Source organism: Roseateles sp. (assembly GCF_036404855.1).
Taxonomy (GTDB): Bacteria; Pseudomonadota; Gammaproteobacteria; order Burkholderiales; family Burkholderiaceae_C; genus Pelomonas.
In genome coordinates this window covers 1-14,912 of record NZ_DASWYS010000237.1, presented here as the reverse complement: position 1 = coordinate 14,912, position 14,912 = coordinate 1, and the positions used below count along the sequence as shown (strand labels likewise).

The 14,912-nt window shown below is 69.6% G+C and carries 11 protein-coding genes; 5 read left to right on the top strand and 6 right to left on the bottom strand.

Annotated features, from left to right (window positions below):
* Nucleotides 1-138, bottom strand: a 138-nt coding sequence (locus VGF12_RS15605) for a nitrilase-related carbon-nitrogen hydrolase (protein ID WP_331176961.1), incomplete at its 3' end; no start/stop codon positions are given.
* A 122-nt stretch (nucleotides 139-260) separates the two neighbouring features.
* Here VGF12_RS15605 and VGF12_RS15600 point away from each other — a divergent pair.
* A complete protein-coding gene (locus tag VGF12_RS15600; RefSeq protein ID WP_331176960.1) occupies nucleotides 261-1,103 on the top strand; it encodes a hypothetical protein in 843 nt (280 codons plus the stop codon).
* 5 nt (nucleotides 1,104-1,108) lie between these two features.
* Here the strand turns inward: VGF12_RS15600 and VGF12_RS15595 are convergent, their stop codons facing one another.
* Both VGF12_RS15595 and VGF12_RS15590 read right to left on the bottom strand, forming a co-directional pair.
* Nucleotides 1,109-1,747 (bottom strand): PEP-CTERM sorting domain-containing protein, encoded by a 639-nt coding sequence (locus VGF12_RS15595; RefSeq protein WP_331176959.1) that lies wholly within the window; start codon nucleotides 1,745-1,747, stop codon nucleotides 1,109-1,111.
* A gap of 134 nt (nucleotides 1,748-1,881) precedes the next feature.
* Nucleotides 1,882-5,937 (bottom strand): YhdP family protein, encoded by a 4,056-nt coding sequence (locus VGF12_RS15590; protein WP_331176958.1) that lies wholly within the window; start codon nucleotides 5,935-5,937, stop codon nucleotides 1,882-1,884.
* A gap of 52 nt (nucleotides 5,938-5,989) precedes the next feature.
* Between VGF12_RS15590 and glnE the strand changes: the two genes are divergently transcribed.
* From glnE to VGF12_RS15575, 3 genes are read left to right on the top strand one after another with little or no spacing between them, the layout of a single operon-like run.
* Nucleotides 5,990-8,710, top strand: a complete 2,721-nt coding sequence (glnE, locus tag VGF12_RS15585; RefSeq protein ID WP_331176957.1) for a bifunctional [glutamate--ammonia ligase]-adenylyl-L-tyrosine phosphorylase/[glutamate--ammonia-ligase] adenylyltransferase — start codon at nucleotides 5,990-5,992, stop codon at nucleotides 8,708-8,710.
* Nucleotides 8,689-9,276 (top strand): rhombosortase, encoded by a 588-nt coding sequence (rrtA, locus tag VGF12_RS15580; RefSeq protein ID WP_331176956.1) that lies wholly within the window; start codon nucleotides 8,689-8,691, stop codon nucleotides 9,274-9,276. The genes glnE and rrtA overlap by 22 nt, the downstream gene beginning before the upstream one ends.
* Nucleotides 9,266-9,877 (top strand): hypothetical protein, encoded by a 612-nt coding sequence (locus VGF12_RS15575; RefSeq protein ID WP_331176955.1) that lies wholly within the window; start codon nucleotides 9,266-9,268, stop codon nucleotides 9,875-9,877. Before rrtA ends, VGF12_RS15575 begins: the two co-directional genes overlap by 11 nt.
* Here the strand turns inward: VGF12_RS15575 and VGF12_RS15570 are convergent.
* Entirely contained in the window at nucleotides 9,874-10,521 is a 648-nt protein-coding gene (locus VGF12_RS15570; protein ID WP_331176954.1) for a hypothetical protein, read from the bottom strand. The genes VGF12_RS15575 and VGF12_RS15570 overlap by 4 nt on opposite strands.
* Before the next feature lie 118 nt (nucleotides 10,522-10,639).
* Nucleotides 10,640-12,292: an FMN-binding glutamate synthase family protein gene (locus VGF12_RS15565; RefSeq protein ID WP_331176953.1), complete on the bottom strand. Its 1,653-nt coding sequence runs from the start codon at nucleotides 12,290-12,292 to the stop codon at nucleotides 10,640-10,642.
* Nucleotides 12,293-12,377: 85 nt separating this feature from the next.
* Between VGF12_RS15565 and sppA the strand changes: the two genes are divergently transcribed.
* The gene (sppA, locus tag VGF12_RS15560) at nucleotides 12,378-14,261 is read left to right on the top strand and encodes a signal peptide peptidase SppA (RefSeq protein ID WP_331176952.1); all 1,884 of its coding nucleotides are present in this window, start codon (nucleotides 12,378-12,380) and stop codon (nucleotides 14,259-14,261) included.
* Here the strand turns inward: sppA and VGF12_RS15555 are convergent.
* Nucleotides 14,258-14,912, bottom strand: a 655-nt coding sequence (locus tag VGF12_RS15555) for an ABC transporter permease (RefSeq protein ID WP_331176951.1), incomplete at its 5' end; no start/stop codon positions are given. The genes sppA and VGF12_RS15555 overlap by 4 nt on opposite strands.

Below are 14,912 nucleotides of genomic sequence, written 5' to 3'. Positions count from 1 at the left end.
GCCCATCAGGCAGAAGTACTCGGGCAGGGCCGCCAGCTCGGCGCCGCGGCGGGCGGCGTCCTCCAGCAGGCGACGGGCGGCGGCAAGGTTGGCGGCCACGTCGGGGCCGGAGACCATCTGAACAGCTGCAATCTTCATGCGCCGATGCTAGCGCCGCAGCGGCGATCTGCAGACGCGGCGCTGGCGCCTGCATGCATTGCGGCAGAAGTCACGGCGGCCTGGCCCGGACGGCCGCAGCGGCGGAAGAGAATCGACCCGACATGCCGACCTCCTCCTGCCAGCGGCGCCATCTGCTGGGACTGCCCCTGGCCGCCCTCCTGCCCCAGGCTCGCTCGGCCGATCTGCCGCCGACGCTGCGCCTGCCCGATCCGGAGGCCTTCAGCACCCATGGCAGCTTCTTCATCGGCGTGCTGAAGCTGGCGCTGGCCAAGACAGCCGACGGCGAGCCTGCGCCCATGCTGGTCCGCGCCGCCGCCGACCTGCCGCGCGAGCGGCTGCGCCAGATGCTGCAGGACGGCCAACTGGACCTGCTGTGGAGCACCACGACGCCCGAGCGCGAGGCCCGGGCGATACCGGTTCGCTTCAACCTGTTCAAGGGCATGAACGAACTGCGCTTCCTGCTCGTGCGGGCCAAGGACCTGTCCGCACTGCGCCACCTGCGCACGCTGGACGCGCTGCGCCGGCTGCGCGCCGGTGCCGGAACCTTCTGGAGCGACACGCAGATCCTGCGGGCCAACGGTTTCGCGGTCGAGACGACGACCAAGTTCGAGTCGCTGTTCCGCATGCTCAGGGCCGGCCGCTTCGACTTCATCCCGCGCACCCGCGAAGAGATCGATGCCGAGCTGGCTCTGCATGCCGGTCAGGGCTTTGCAGAGCTACCCGGGCTGGCACTGCAATACCGGCAGCCGCTGTACTACTTCGTGTCGCCCGACAAGCCGCAGGTGGCCGAACGGCTGCAGCGCGGCCTGGCGCTGGCGGCGGCCGACGGCAGCTTCGATGCGCTCTTCATGGCCAACCCCGGCCTGAAGGCCGCGCTGGCGCGCATGCGTGGCTACACGGGCCTGCGGCTGCAGTTGCGTGCGCTGGAAGGCCTCGAGCGCTGAAGTGTTCAGGTGCGCCGGCGCGCCACGGCCAGGCCGCCCAGCGCGAGCATCGCCAGCATCAGCGAAGCCGGCTCGGGCACGCTTGAAGCGTCCTCCCGAAATACGACCTCGCCCAACGTCGTGACGTTGGAGGCGTTGTAGGTCGACAGGATTTCCAGCTTCAGGAACGCCACGTTGACGCTGGCAAACGAGAGGGTCTGCGCCTCGACGGCTATGTCAGTGCCTTGTGCCGTAAGCGCAAGAAAGTTGCCGATCAGCGATTCGGTCGTGCAGGCCGCATCGGCGCAGCTGTACAGGGCAAAGTCCTTCAGCCCCTGGTCCGAAAAACCGCGATTCCACAGAGCCATCCCGGAGATGTCGAAGCTGCCCCCCAGGTCGAAGACCACCGCGCCCGCGCCCTCCTGGGCCCAGGAATGCCAGGACTCCTGAGAGCTGTGTGTGGTGCCTGCGACATAGCTGTCGAAGTCGGTCAGGCCCGATGTGTAAGACGTCGACAGGCCGCTCTGGTTGGCGAGGTTGCCAGTGACGGCGCTTGAGATGAAGTTGGCCGGCCCGGTGGCCGTGACGGCACCGCGCACCACGGCTGCATGGCCGTTCAAAGCTGCCAAGCAGGCGACGAGGGCAATGGCACGAGCAATCAGCATCTGGAACCTCCCTACGAAGATGTCGGGCAGTTAGCAAATTCCGAGCCCCAACAAAACTCCGTTGAAATTCAACGACTTGCCATCAACGACAGCGGCAAGCAGCGCCAGGTGTCAAGAATTCCGGCAGTTGGCGGTCACGGTGCGCTGGCGGCCTTCGCCGCCGGGCCTTCGACCTTCTCCACCTTGGGATCGTTCCAGGTGCCGGTGATGAGGAACTCGCGCGTGTTGGCCGCAGCCACCGGACGACTGAGGATGAGCTGCGCCAGGAACGCACCCAGCGCAACGGCGGGGTTGATGGCCGCATAGGCCAGCGACGCGCCACCGGCCGATACCTCCGGCACGACGACGACGCGCAGCTTCTGTGTCTCGGCCGCCAAGTCGGTGCTGCCGTCCACCAGCACGGCCGCCTGCAGACCTCGGATGCGGATGTTGTCACTGCGGGCCACGCCGGCGGCGATCTGCACGTCGCCGGTGACGCCGTCGAAGGTGAAACCCTCGGCGAAGACGTCGCGGAAGTCCAGCAGCAGACGGCGCGGCAGGGACTGCAGGCTGAGCACGCCCAGCAACCGCCCGACGCCGGGCTCGGCTTTCAGGAAGGTGCCAGTGTCGAGCTGGACGTTGAGCGCCCCCGCCATGCTGGCGTAATGCGGCGCCAACGGCGAGCCGTCCCAGCCAACCTGACCGGCCAGCACGCCTTTGCCGCCGCGCAGCACCTGCCCCTGGCCCAGGCGCTCCAGCAGCTTGCCAGCGTCGGCGATGTCGAGCTTCCAGTCGAGCTGGGTACGGCGCCGGGCGACGGTCTCGCCGCCCCAGCGACCGCTGGCGTGCAGCGTGGCCTCGGGCGACTGGATCTGCAGCTTCTCCAGCTTCCAGTCGCGCGCCGCGGCCGGCGCCTGGGCCAGCACTTCGAGGCGGCCCATGCGCTTGCCACGCAGCTCGAAATCGTCGACCTCGATGTCCAGCGACGGCAGCGGGCCGCTGCTGGCGTCAGCTTTGCCTGGGTCTATGAGCTCGCTGACCGAGTCGGCCTCCTGCCGTGGCAACGACAGGCGTGCCAGCCGCGCCTGAACGGCATCGATCTGGCTGCCGCGCACCCCCTTCAGGTCGATGCGGCCGGAGATCTGCTCGGCATCAACGTTGACGCGCCAGTTGGCACCGTCGCGCGCCACCATGGCGGCCACGCGGCCGAGCTGGCGGCCTCCGACCTTGAGCGCCTGACTGCGCAGCGCGATCTGGCTGGGCAGCAGGCCGGCGTCGTCGCCGCCGCCGCTCCCGTGACCGCTGGCCAGCGCGCCGAGGCGCTGCTGCCAGGCATCCAGATCCAGTGCCGCGACATTGACCTGCAAAAGCACGCCACTGGGCGGCAGCGCGGGTAGCTTGTCCTGTACGGCGAGGGCGCCGCGCAGCACCTGCGAGCCGGTGCCGGACACGTCGCGCTGCAGCTGGGCTTGCAGCAGCGGCACGGCGCCGGCACCGACTTCCAGCCGGATCTCGTCACGGGCCGCGGCCGTGGGCGTCATCAGCAACCGCAGCGGCAGCGCGGCGTCGGCTTCCTTGCGCGCTGGCGCCGGCAAGTCCAGCGCCAGGCCCTGCAGGCTGCTGCTGACGCTGAGTTCGCTCTGCCCGTTCTGAGGAATGGCAAGCTGGAAGCGGTAGGCGGCCTGGCCACTGGCCGCCTGGGCCAGGCGGGCGACGGCACCCAGCTCTGTGGCATGGCGCAGGCCATCGGCCGTGGCCTGGCCCTGCACGGCAAAGCGCAGGCCGCCGTCGCGCTGCGTGCCGCCTTCGATGCCCGCATCGCCGCCCAGCAAGCGGGCGGTCATGCCGGCCAGCTGCAGGCCCTTGCGGTCGAAATCGATGCGGCCACGCACGCCGCCAAGCGCGGGCAGTTCGGGGCGCAGCTTGAGGTCGACGCCACCGAGCTGGAGCTGCCCCTTCAGCGTCGTCTGATTGGTGTCGTCCAGCGGGATGGCGATGCCGAGCTTGAGGCCGACCGGCCCCTGGGCCGAGGTGGTGCTCAGCGCATGACCCAGCCATTCATCCAGCGGCGAGCCACGCACGAAGCGCAGCAGGTCGGCGCCAGCCCCCTTTCCCGTGCCGTCCAGCTGCAACACACGGCCGTGATGCAGGTCCTTGATGCCGCCGTTGACGCCGCTCAATTCGTAGCCCAGCACCTTGGCGTGGCCGTCCTTGATGAACATGCCGGCGCGTTCGAAGACGAGTTCGGCATCCACTCCCTCCATGGCCGGCCAGTTGGTACCGACATCGCTGGGCGGCACATAGGCCAGCGTGACACCCTGGGCCTGGGTGGCGACACGGAAGACGCCGCTGGACTTGGGGGCGTCGAAAGGGAACTCCGCCAGCTCGCCCTTGAGCCTCACGCTGACGTTGCGCGCCTCGCCGCCGAGGATGGCTCGCGAGACGTAGCTGCGCGTGGCCGGCAGGCTCTGCGGGATGTAGCGAGCCACCCGCGTGGCTTCCACGCGCTGCACACGGCCGCTCAGATCCAGGAAGCCTGGCGACGACGCCTCGCTCTTGGCGCCTGCCGGGCGCCGCCAGACGACATTGAAATCACCGCTCAGGTCGGGCGTCTGTAGCTGCAGGTCGCGCAGCTTCAGCTCGACATCGGCGGGCGCCTTGCCGCCGGCCGATGTGCCGGGAGGTGGCAGCTGCCAGCTCATGTAGGTGGACAGCCGCGTGATGGGCAGCCGCGGGTCCTCGAACAGCCCCGGCAGCTCAACCTCGCCGTCGTGCATGGTCAGCCGGGCCGAGCCGCCACGCTCGCTGGCGTCCAGCTCGAGGCTGGCGCCGCGCAGGCCCGGTCGGCCGAGATGGCCCTCGTGCTCGCCGGGCTTGGCTGACAACCCCAGGCCATCAAGTTGGGCCTTGACGCGGTAGCTGCGCGGCGCGTCCAGCGCACCCTGCCAGTGGCCGGACAGGGCCGTCAGCACACCGCGCGGCTCCAGCTCGGCGAGCAGTTGGTGGGCGTGCTCGCCCAGCGGCAGGCGCTGGGCGATCTGGGCCATCAACGCGAAGTCCAAGCGTTGGGCATTGATCTCGCCACCCTGCAGCTGCTCTTCGCCACTCGGGCCCTTGCCCAACTGCAGTGCGACACCCCAGTCCGAACGCGGCCAGACCACGCCGTCGCCACTGACGAAGCCCAGCTGGCGGGCCTGCAGGCTGAGACGGTCCTTCGCGCGGGCCAGGTCCAGCCGGCCCTCGATGTGGTCCAGGTTCAGCTCGGGAGCGGATTCCAGCAGCCTCAGTCGCACGGAGCGCAACGCCAGGTCCAGCGTCGCCGCGACCGGCTGCCCGTCCTTGATCTGGCCCCAGGCACGCACGGCGCCGTCGCCTTCGCTGAGCTGGAAGGGCAGGTCCACGTGGCGACGCAACTGGCTCAGGTCGGCGCGCGGCAGCTCGGCATAGAGCTGGCCGCTCCAGTGCTGGAACTCGGCCGGCCGCTTGAGCACGTTCTGCGCGAACTGGCCGCGCAGCGTGAAGCGCCGACCCCAGTCGGCGGGGGGCGTGGCGTCCAGGCGCAGTTGATGACGGCGCAGGCCGTTGCGCATGATGAAGTTCAGCTCGGACAGCTCCAGCGGCCGCGCATCGGCGCGCTTCTCGTCGATCCAGCGCACGCGGCCGCGCACGATGGCCAGCTCCGGCTGGCTGAACAGCCAGTCCAACCCGGCATCGGTGGCCGAGGCGTCGCTCCGCTCGGCGTCCATCAGGCCCATGCCGGCAATGAAGATGCGCCCCTGCAGGTCGCGGCGGATGACGAGCTCGGGCGCGTCGACCAGCAACTGCGAGAACCGCGGCTCCAGCACCACCAGCGACTGGGCCGACAGCACGGCCGCGACGCGCGGCAGCTGCAGCGCTGGACGGCCCGCGGCGTCCAGCACCTGCACGTCGCCCAGCTCCATGCGCGGCATCCAGCCGCCGGACTCCACCGTGATGCGGCCGATGCGCAGCTCTACCCCCAGAGCCTTTGAGGCTTCCTTTTCCAGCCAGGGGCGCCACTCGTTGGCGTGCGGGAGAATGGCCCAGTGCAACACGGACCACGCCACCACCACCAGCGCCCCGACCAGGGCGAGGATCACCAAAAGCCAGCGCAAGGCCTGCCAGCACAGGCGCAGTGGCCAGCGCGTGGCGCGGTTGCATTGGTGGAGGGCGGCCGAAAAAAAGTCAAACACGTTGTCTTGGGGCACGTGAAGAACCGGCCGGCAGGCAATCTAGCACAGGGTCATGAGCACACTGTTTCCCGTTTTTGCTGAGCACAGCCGCTACGTGCAGCGCGTGCGCCGCCGTTACGCGGCGGAATTGCCCCTGCTGCCCCCCGGTCTGCCCAACCGGGCCGTCATCGCGGCCCTGATCGAGACCTTGCTCGCGAACCGGCCGCTGGCTCCCGCGTTGCGCGTGGCCCGCCACCTGGTGCTGGAGCGCCTGGCCGTGCTGGACATCGAGCAGGGCGCCAGCGTGGATGACGTCACGCTGGCCATGACGCACCTGGCCGAAGTCACTCTGGACCGCGCGCTGGCGGCGGCGCGCGCTGAGCTGGACGAGATCCACGGCGCGCCGCGCAGCCACGAGGGTGGCGACATCGCCTTCTGGGTGCTGGGCATGGGCAAGTTGGGCGCCCGCGAGCTCAACGTCTCGTCGGACATCGACCTCATCTACGTCTACGAGGACGAGGGCGCGACGCAGGGGCCGCGTCCGACCTCGGCCCACGAGTATTTCTCGGCCGTCGCCAAGCGGCTGTACGCACTGATCGGTGACGTGACCGACGACGGCCAGGTCTTCCGCGTCGACCTGGCGCTGCGCCCCAATGGCAAGAGCGGCCCGCCGGTCGTCAGCCTGGCGATGCTGGAGGAGTACTTCTTCGTGCAGGGCCGCGAGTGGGAGCGCTTCGCCTGGCTGAAGAGCCGCGTCGTCGCGCCCCTCACCGGCATGGGCGCGCCGGGCGATGCGCGCACGCTGGCGCTGCGCAACCTCGTCACGCCCTTCGTCTATCGCCGCTACCTGGACTACGGCGTCTTCGAGGGCCTGCGCCAGCTGCATGGCAAGATCCGCAGCGAGGCCAAGGCCCGCGCTGCCGGCCGTCCCGAGCGCGCCAACGACGTCAAGCTGTCGCGCGGCGGCATCCGCGAGATCGAGTTCATCGTGCAGTTGCTGCAGGTGGTGCGTGGTGGCCAGTTCCCCGAGATCCGCACGCGCTCCACCGTCAAGGCGCTGGCCCAGTTGGCCGCTGGCGGGCTGATGAAGGCGGAGACGGCGCAGAAACTGAGCGAAGCCTACGTCTTCCTGCGCCGCGTCGAGCACCGCATCCAGTTCCTGGACGACCAGCAGACGCACTGCCTGCCGCAGGGAGACGCCGATCTGGCCTGGATCGCCGCCTCGCTGGGCCTGAAGTGCTCGCGCGATACCTGTGAGCTTTTCGAACAGCTGGGGGAAGTGCGCGAGCTGGTGGCGACCGAGTTCGACGCGCTGCTGCACGAGGGCGGCAAGCCCCCGGGCGGCTGCAAGGGCGGCCAGTGCAGCGGCCCCAGGCCGGCCGTGGACGGCGAGGACTTCCTCCAAGGCCTGCCTGCGCCGCTGGCGACCGCCGTGCGCGCGCTGGCCGACACGCCGCGTGTCCAGGGCCTGCGCGAGGAATCGCGCCAACGCCTGGCCAAGCTCTTCCACCGCGCCGCCCAGGCCGTCGAGGCCGAGGAATGCTCGCTGGACGCAGCACTGCGGTTCGTCGACTGGGTCGGCCCGCTGCTGCGCCGCGAGAGCTACCTGGCCCTGCTCGTCGAACGCCCTGCCGTGCAGCAGCGCCTGCTGCGTCTGTTGGGCCTGGCGCGCTGGCCGATTCGCTATCTGATGCAGCACCCCGGCGTCATCGACGAGCTGGCTGACCCGCTGCTGCTGACCGCGCGCTTCGACCGGGAGGCCTTCATCGCCGACCTGCTGGACCGCGAGCAGGGCTGGGCGCGCAGCGGCGAGGCCGACGAGGAGGCGCTGCTGGACACCCTGCGCCGCGCCCACCACGCCGAGGTATTCCGCACGCTGGTACGCGACGTCGAAGGCCGCATCACCGTGGAGCAGGTGGCCGATGACCTGTCCTCGCTGGCCGACGCGGTGCTGCAGATCGCCATCACCTGGGCCTGGGCGCGCTTCGGCAAGGCCCACCGCGAGCAGCCCCGCTTGGCCGTCATCGCCTACGGCAAGCTGGGGGGCAAGGAGCTCGGCTATGGCGGCGACCTGGATGTGGTGTTCGTCTTCGACGACGACGACGAGAACGCCAGTGAAATCTATGGTGCTTTCGTGCGCCGCCTCATCACCTGGCTGACTCTGCGCACGGCGGCCGGCGAGCTGTTCGACATCGACACCGCGCTGCGACCCAACGGCAATTCAGGGCTGCTGGTCACGTCGCTGGCGCACTTCGAGGCATATCAAACGGGCCGCGGCAGCAACACCGCATGGACCTGGGAACACCAGGCCATCACGAGGGCGCGCTTCTGCGCCGGCGATGCCGACATGGCCGCCCGATGCGAGGGCGTGCGCCGCCAGGTGCTGACGTCGCCACGCGACCCCGAGGCGCTCAAGCACGAAGTGCAGGCCATGCGCGAGAAGGTACGCGCGGCCCGCCCGGTCAAGGACGGGCTCTTCGACGTGAAGCACAGCGAGGGCGGCATGATGGATGCGGAGTTCGCGCTGCAGACGCTGGTGCTGACGCATGCGGGCGCGCATCCCGAGCTCCTGGACAACCTGGGCAACATCGCGCTGCTGCAGCGCTGCGAGGCCACGGGCCTGCTGCCGGCCGGCGTCGGCGTCGAGGCCGCCAATGCCTACCGCGAGCTGCGCCGCGTGCAGCACAAGGCACGGCTGGACGAACAGTCCACCGCGCTGGACGCCGAGGCCGCCGCGCCGCTGGCCACGCACCGGGACGCCGTGCGGGCGCTATGGCGAGCCGTGTTTGGCTGATCCTTTGCGCGGCGCTGGCTGCGCTGTCCCTGCTGGCCTGGCCGCTGCCACGCGACACGCTGGATTGGCAGCCGGACCTGGTCGCGATGCAGCCGTGGCGCGCCGTGAGTGCCGCTTTCGTCCACTGGACGCCGCTGCACCTGGCAGCCAATCTGGCCGGCTGCGCGGTGCTCGCGCTGCTGGGCCTGCGCGCCGCCCTGGGCCAGCGTGAGGCGCTGGCCGGGTTGCTGGCGCTACCGCTGACCCAGCTCGGCCTGCTGCTGCGCCCGGAGCTGTCGCGCTTCGCCGGTCTGTCCGGCGAGTTGCATGCGCTGGCCACCATCGCGGCACTGGCGCTGCTGACGCGCCCCGGGCGGGAGCGATGGGTCGGCGCGGCCATCGCGCTGGGCCTGCTCACCAAGCTGGCGTTCGAAGCCCCATTGGGCCCGCCCCTGCGCATCACGCCCGGTTTCGACTTTCCCGTTGCGCCCTTCTCGCACCTCACGGGCGCTCTGGCCGGCGCCATCGCCTGGGGCCTGACAATGCGCCGCATCAAAAGATCAGCGAGGCCCCCGCATGGGACGTGAAGCCAGTTGTACCGCCCGCGTGGGCACCCAGGACGCGCAGGAAAGCGCCGAAGTCACCGCCCTGCTGGAGTCGACCACCGTCGTGCTGCGCGGCGCCCTCAAGCGCAAATGGGACATCGCCACACTGCAGGCGTTGCGCCTGGTCGGCGGCGAGTTGCAGTTCGAGGTGGGCGGCGAAACGGTCGCCCTGGTGCTGGGAGAGAAGGAAGGCGAGCGCTGGCTGAAGAAGCTGCAGATGCCGCCGCCCACCCTGGCCGCCAAGCTGGGTGTCGGCCCCGACAACCCGGCCCTGCTGATCGGGCCCACCGTCGGACCGCTGGACCCGGTGCTCGCTGAGGCGCTGGCCGGCGGCCTCACGACCAATCTGCGCCAGGCCCGCATGCTGGTGGCGGTGTTGAGCAAGCCGTCGGAGCTGGCGCGCATGGCGGAGTTCCATGCCGACATGATCTGCAAGACGGTCTGGGTCGTGCACCCCAAGGGCCCCGGCGCCAGCCCGTCGGATGCCGAGGTGCGCACGGCGATGCGCGGCTGGGGCTATGTCGACAACAAGACCAGCGCCGTGTCGGACCGGCTGACGGCGACGCGCTACGTCAGGCGCTAGGCGATCAGCAGCTCGCGCGAGCGGACGTGCAACAGGCGCACCAGGCGCCAGAGACGGCGCTCGATCTCGGCAGCGTCCAGCTTCCACAGTGCGGCGATCTCGCCCAGCAGCAGGCCTTGCGCCAGCAGCGTCAGCAGGTGGCGGCTGGCCTGGTCGATCTGGCGGCCGGCGGGGCCGGCATCCCGCGGCGCCGCGGGCTGGCGGGCCGTGACGAGGGGACTGCGCTCGACACCGAAGGCGGCTAGCGCCTGGCGCGCAAGCTGGGGCCCCAGCCTGGCCCGGCGGTCGTGCAGCCGCTGCAGCGCCTCTACCAGGCCAGTGCCGGTGCCGTCGTCCACGTGATAGGCGTTGGCGCCGGCGCTCAGCGCCGCGAACAGCTGCAGGTCGTCGGCAGTCGGTGCCAGCAGCAACAGTTGGGGGCGCGCGGCCAGACGGCCCAGCTCGTGGGCCACGCGCATCGCGTGGCTGTCGACCAGGCGCAGGTCGCAGGCGACGATGTCAGGCGCCAGCGCAGCGATCTCCTCCAGCGCGTCGGCCAGCACCTGGCCGCTGCCGCCCAATACCACGCCAGGGGCCTGCCGCAACAGGGCCTGCGTTCGCTGCAGCGTGGTTTCGCTGACACGGAGGAGATAGACGGTGGGCATGGGCGGCGAGAAAAGGCGTCGGCATTGTGCGGGCGCGGCGTGTCGCCCCCCTAACTCGTAGCCTTCATCCCCCGCGTCCGAGCGGTTGTGCGGTTTCGCGGACCCGCGCCGGCCTGCTTCAGTGCATGCGCGCGATGGCACCCTGCGGTGCAAAGCTGTGGGCGCTGGCCAGCGGCCAGTAGATTCGGAAGGTGTTGTGCGGCAGCTCGCCGCGCAGTACTGCCCCGGGCTCGACGAAGGGGAGCAGGTTGGCCAGCAATCTCACCTCGTGCTTGTCCAGGCGGTGGACGATGTGCTGGGCCGTGATCTCCTGCGGGTGGCACAGCCCCGCAGCCTCGACGAGTTCCTTCAGGGCCTTCAGGGTGTTCTGGTGGAAGTTGGCAACCCGCTGGGCCTTGTCGGGCACGACGATGGCGCGCTGGCGCACCGGGTCCTGCGTGGTCACGCCAGTGGGGCAATGGCCGGTGTGGCAGGCCTGGGCCTGGATGCAGCCGAGGGCAAACATGAAGCCGCGTCCGGCGTTGCACCAGTCTGCCCCCAGGGCCATCAGACGCACGATGTCGAAGGCCGTCGTAACCTTGCCGGCACAGCCGATCTTGACCTTGTCGCGCAGGTTCAGGCCCAGCAGCGTGTTGTGCACCAGCAGCAGCCCCTCCTGCAGCGGGGCGCCGACGTTGTTGGTGAACTCCAGCGGTGCCGCACCCGTGCCGCCCTCGGCGCCGTCGACCACGATGAAGTCGGGCGTGATACCGGTCTCCAGCATGGCCTTGGCCAGCGCGAACCATTCCCAGGGATGACCGATGCAGAGCTTGAAGCCCGTGGGCTTTCCGCCGGACAGCGTGCGCAGCTTGTCAATGAACTGCATCATCTCCACGGGCGTCGAGAACGCGCTGTGACGGGCCGGCGAGATACAGGCCTGGCCCACCGGCACGCCACGCGCAGCGGCGATTTCCTCAGTCACCTTGGGGCCGGGCAATACGCCGCCGTGGCCCGGCTTGGCGCCCTGGCTGAGCTTGAGCTCGATCATCTTGACCTGCGGATCGCGCGCGGATGCCTCGAATCGCTCCGCACTGAACGAGCCGTCTTCGTTGCGGCAGCCGAAATAACCCGAGCCGATCTCCCAGATCAGGTCGCCGCCATGCACCCGGTGGTGGGCGCTGATCGAGCCCTCGCCGGTGTCGTGCGCGAAGCCGCCGGTCTTGGCCCCCTTGTTCAACGCCAGGATGGCATTGGCGCTCAAGGCTCCGAAGCTCATCGCCGAGATGTTGAAGACGCTGGCTGAGTAGGGCTGGGCCCGGTCGGCGCCGATGGTGATGCGGAAGTCGTGACTGGTCAGGTGCGTGGGTGCCAGCGAGTGGTTGATCCACTCGTAACCGCGCGCCCCGACGTCGAGCTGGGTGCCGAAGGGTCGCTGGTCGGGTTCGCCCTTGGCGCGCTGGTACACGATCGAGCGCTGGGCACGCGAGAACGGCGCGGCATCGTTGTCGCCCTCCAGGAAATACTGGCGGATCTCGGGGCGGATGAACTCCAGCAGGAAGCGCAAATGCCCGATGACGGGATAGTTGCGCAGGATGGAATGGCGCTGCTGGCGGACGTCGCGCAGGCCCAGCAGCGTCAGCGCGAGGAAGACCAGCACCAGCACGCCGTGGCTCAGCCCCGCCGTCCAGCCGATGGCGAAGAACAGCGCCAGCAGGCCGCACAGCACCCAGGTCAGATAGCGCAGCGGGAAATGTTCGTTGATGCGTCTCGTCCAACCGGGCCAAGCAAGCATGTGGTGTCCTCACAAACCATGACCTGCGGAGCTTAAGGCCGCGGGAACGCACAATCGCCACGCGTCAACCCTCAAGGTGCTGTCCATGAAGTCCCTGTTCTCCGCGATCGGCTGGCTGTTCTCCAAGGCCTGGTGGCTGCTTGACGGCACGCGCCGTGCGCTGATGAATCTCTTCGTACTGCTGTTGCTCGTCATCGTCGTGACGGCCCTGCTGACGCGCGGACCGAAGGCCCTGGCCGACAAGACCACCCTCGTACTCAAGCTCGACGGCAACCTCGTCGAACAGTTCTCCGGCAGCCCGCGCGAGCAGTTGATGGCCCAGGCGCAGGGTCGCAGCACGCCGCGGCAGACCCGCCTGCGCGACGTGCTCGCCGCGCTGGATCAGGCCGCCAGGGACGACAAGATCAGCACCGTGCTGCTGGACGTGGAAGACCTGGCCGGCGCCGGCCAGGCCGGTCTGCATGAGGTCACTGCCGCACTGCAGCGATTCCGCAAGACCAGCGGCAAGCCTGTCATCGCCTATGCGGACAGCTACAGCCAGCGCGGCTATTTCCTCGCGGCCCAGGCTGGCGAGGTCTACCTGCACCCCATGGGCATGGTCATGCTGGAGGGCTTCGGCCGCTGGCGCACCTATTACAAGGACGCGCTGGACCGCATCGGTGTGACGCCCCATGTCATCAAGGTCGGCACCTACAAGAGCTTTGCCGAGCCCTACACCGCCACCGGACCCAGCCCCGCAACGGTGGAGGCCGAGGGCCTGGTCTACGGCGAGCTGTGGAGCGGCTTCACGACCGCCATCGAGACGGCGCGCAAGCTGGAAGCCGGCGCCATCGGTCGCAGCATCGACCAGATCCCTCAGCTGCTGGCCGCCGTCAAGGGCGATGCCGCACAGATGGCCGTGCAGGCCAAGCTCGTCGACGGCCTCAAGACACGCGATCAGGTGCGCGATCTGCTCATCGCCAAGGGGGCCCGGGACGAGGACAGCAAGAGCTTCCGCCAAGTGTCGGTGGGTCAGTACCTGGCCCACGTGAAGGACGCCGCCGCGCCGAACAAGCTGCAGCCGGGCGTCGGCGTCGTCGTGGCAGAGGGCGAGATTGTCGACGGCGATGCCGGCCCGGGCCGCATCGGCGGCGACTCCACAGCCCGCCTGATCCGCAAGGCCCGCGAGGACGAAGCTATCAAGGCCGTCGTGCTGCGCGTGAACTCGCCCGGCGGCAGCGCCTTCGCGTCCGAGATCGTGCGCCGCGAGTTGGAGCTGACGCGCGCGGCCGGCAAGCCGGTCGTCGTCTCCATGGGCGACGTGGCGGCTTCGGGCGGCTACTGGATCTCCATGGCCAGCGACGCCGTCATCGCAGATGCCGGCACCATCACCGGCAGCATTGGCGTGTTCGGCATCCTGCCGACGGCCGAGGGCCTGATGGACAAGCTGTCCCTGCACACCGGCGGCGTCACGACGACCTGGTTGGCCGGCGGCTACGACCCGCGCCGCCCGCTGGACCCGCGCCTGAAGGCCGCAGTGCAGTCCGGCGTCGACAACATCTACGCCCGCTTCACCAGCCTCGCCGCCCAGGCGCGCAAGAGCACGCCGGAGAAGATCGACACCGTCGCCCAGGGCCGCATCTGGACTGGCGCACAGGCGCGTGAACGCGGCCTGGTGGATCGCCTCGGCAGCTTCGACGACGCATTGCAGATGGCGGTGCAACTGGGCAAGCTGGAGGTCAAAGCGGGCGAGAAGCCGCGCGTGGCCTACGTGGAGCGCGACCTCAGCCGCAGCGAGCGGCTGATCGCGTCGCTGACCGACGTGATGGCGCCCCCGCTGGCCCAGGCCGTCGGGCAGGCCCTGGGTCTGGACGCGCTGCCGGCGCCCGTCATCGAGGAGCTGGCGGTACTCAAGGAGCTGTCCAAGGTGGCGGCACGCGGGCAGTTGGACAAGGCCGCGGCGGTGCACTGCCTCTGTGGCGCGCCCTAGTCCAGCGTCTGCCGGTAGCGCAGCAGCGCAACGCCTGCGGCCACCGCGAGGAAAGCCAGCATGGGCCACAGCTCGGGCGCCAACTCTGCGGCGCCCGAGCCCTTCAGCATGACGCCACGCACGATGCGCAGGAAATGCGTCAGCGGCAGCACCTCGCCCAGCGCCTGTGCCCACTGAGGCATGCCGCGAAAGGGGAACATGAAGCCCGACAGCAGCATGGAAGGCAGGAAGAAGAAGAAGGTCAGCTGCAGCGCCTGCAACTGGTTCCTGGCCAGGGTGGAGAAGGTGAAGCCGACGCCCAGGTTGGCCAGCATGAAGACGCCGATCATGGCCAGCAGCAGCCCGACGCTGCCGACCATGGGCACGCTGAAGAGCAGCCAGGCCGCGCCGAGGATGACGCCCAGCTGTACATAGCCGAGCACCACATAAGGCAGGATCTTGCCGACCATGACCTCGATGGGCCGCACCGGCGTCGCCAGCAGGTTTTCCATCGTGCCGCGCTCGCGCTCGCGCGTCATGGCCAGGCCCGTGAGCATCACCATGGTCATGGTGAGGATGGTGCCGATGAGCCCCGGCACGATGTTGTAGCGCGCCAGGCCCTCGGGGTTGTAGCGCCGGTGCACACGGATCTCGAAGGGGTCCTCGCCCGGA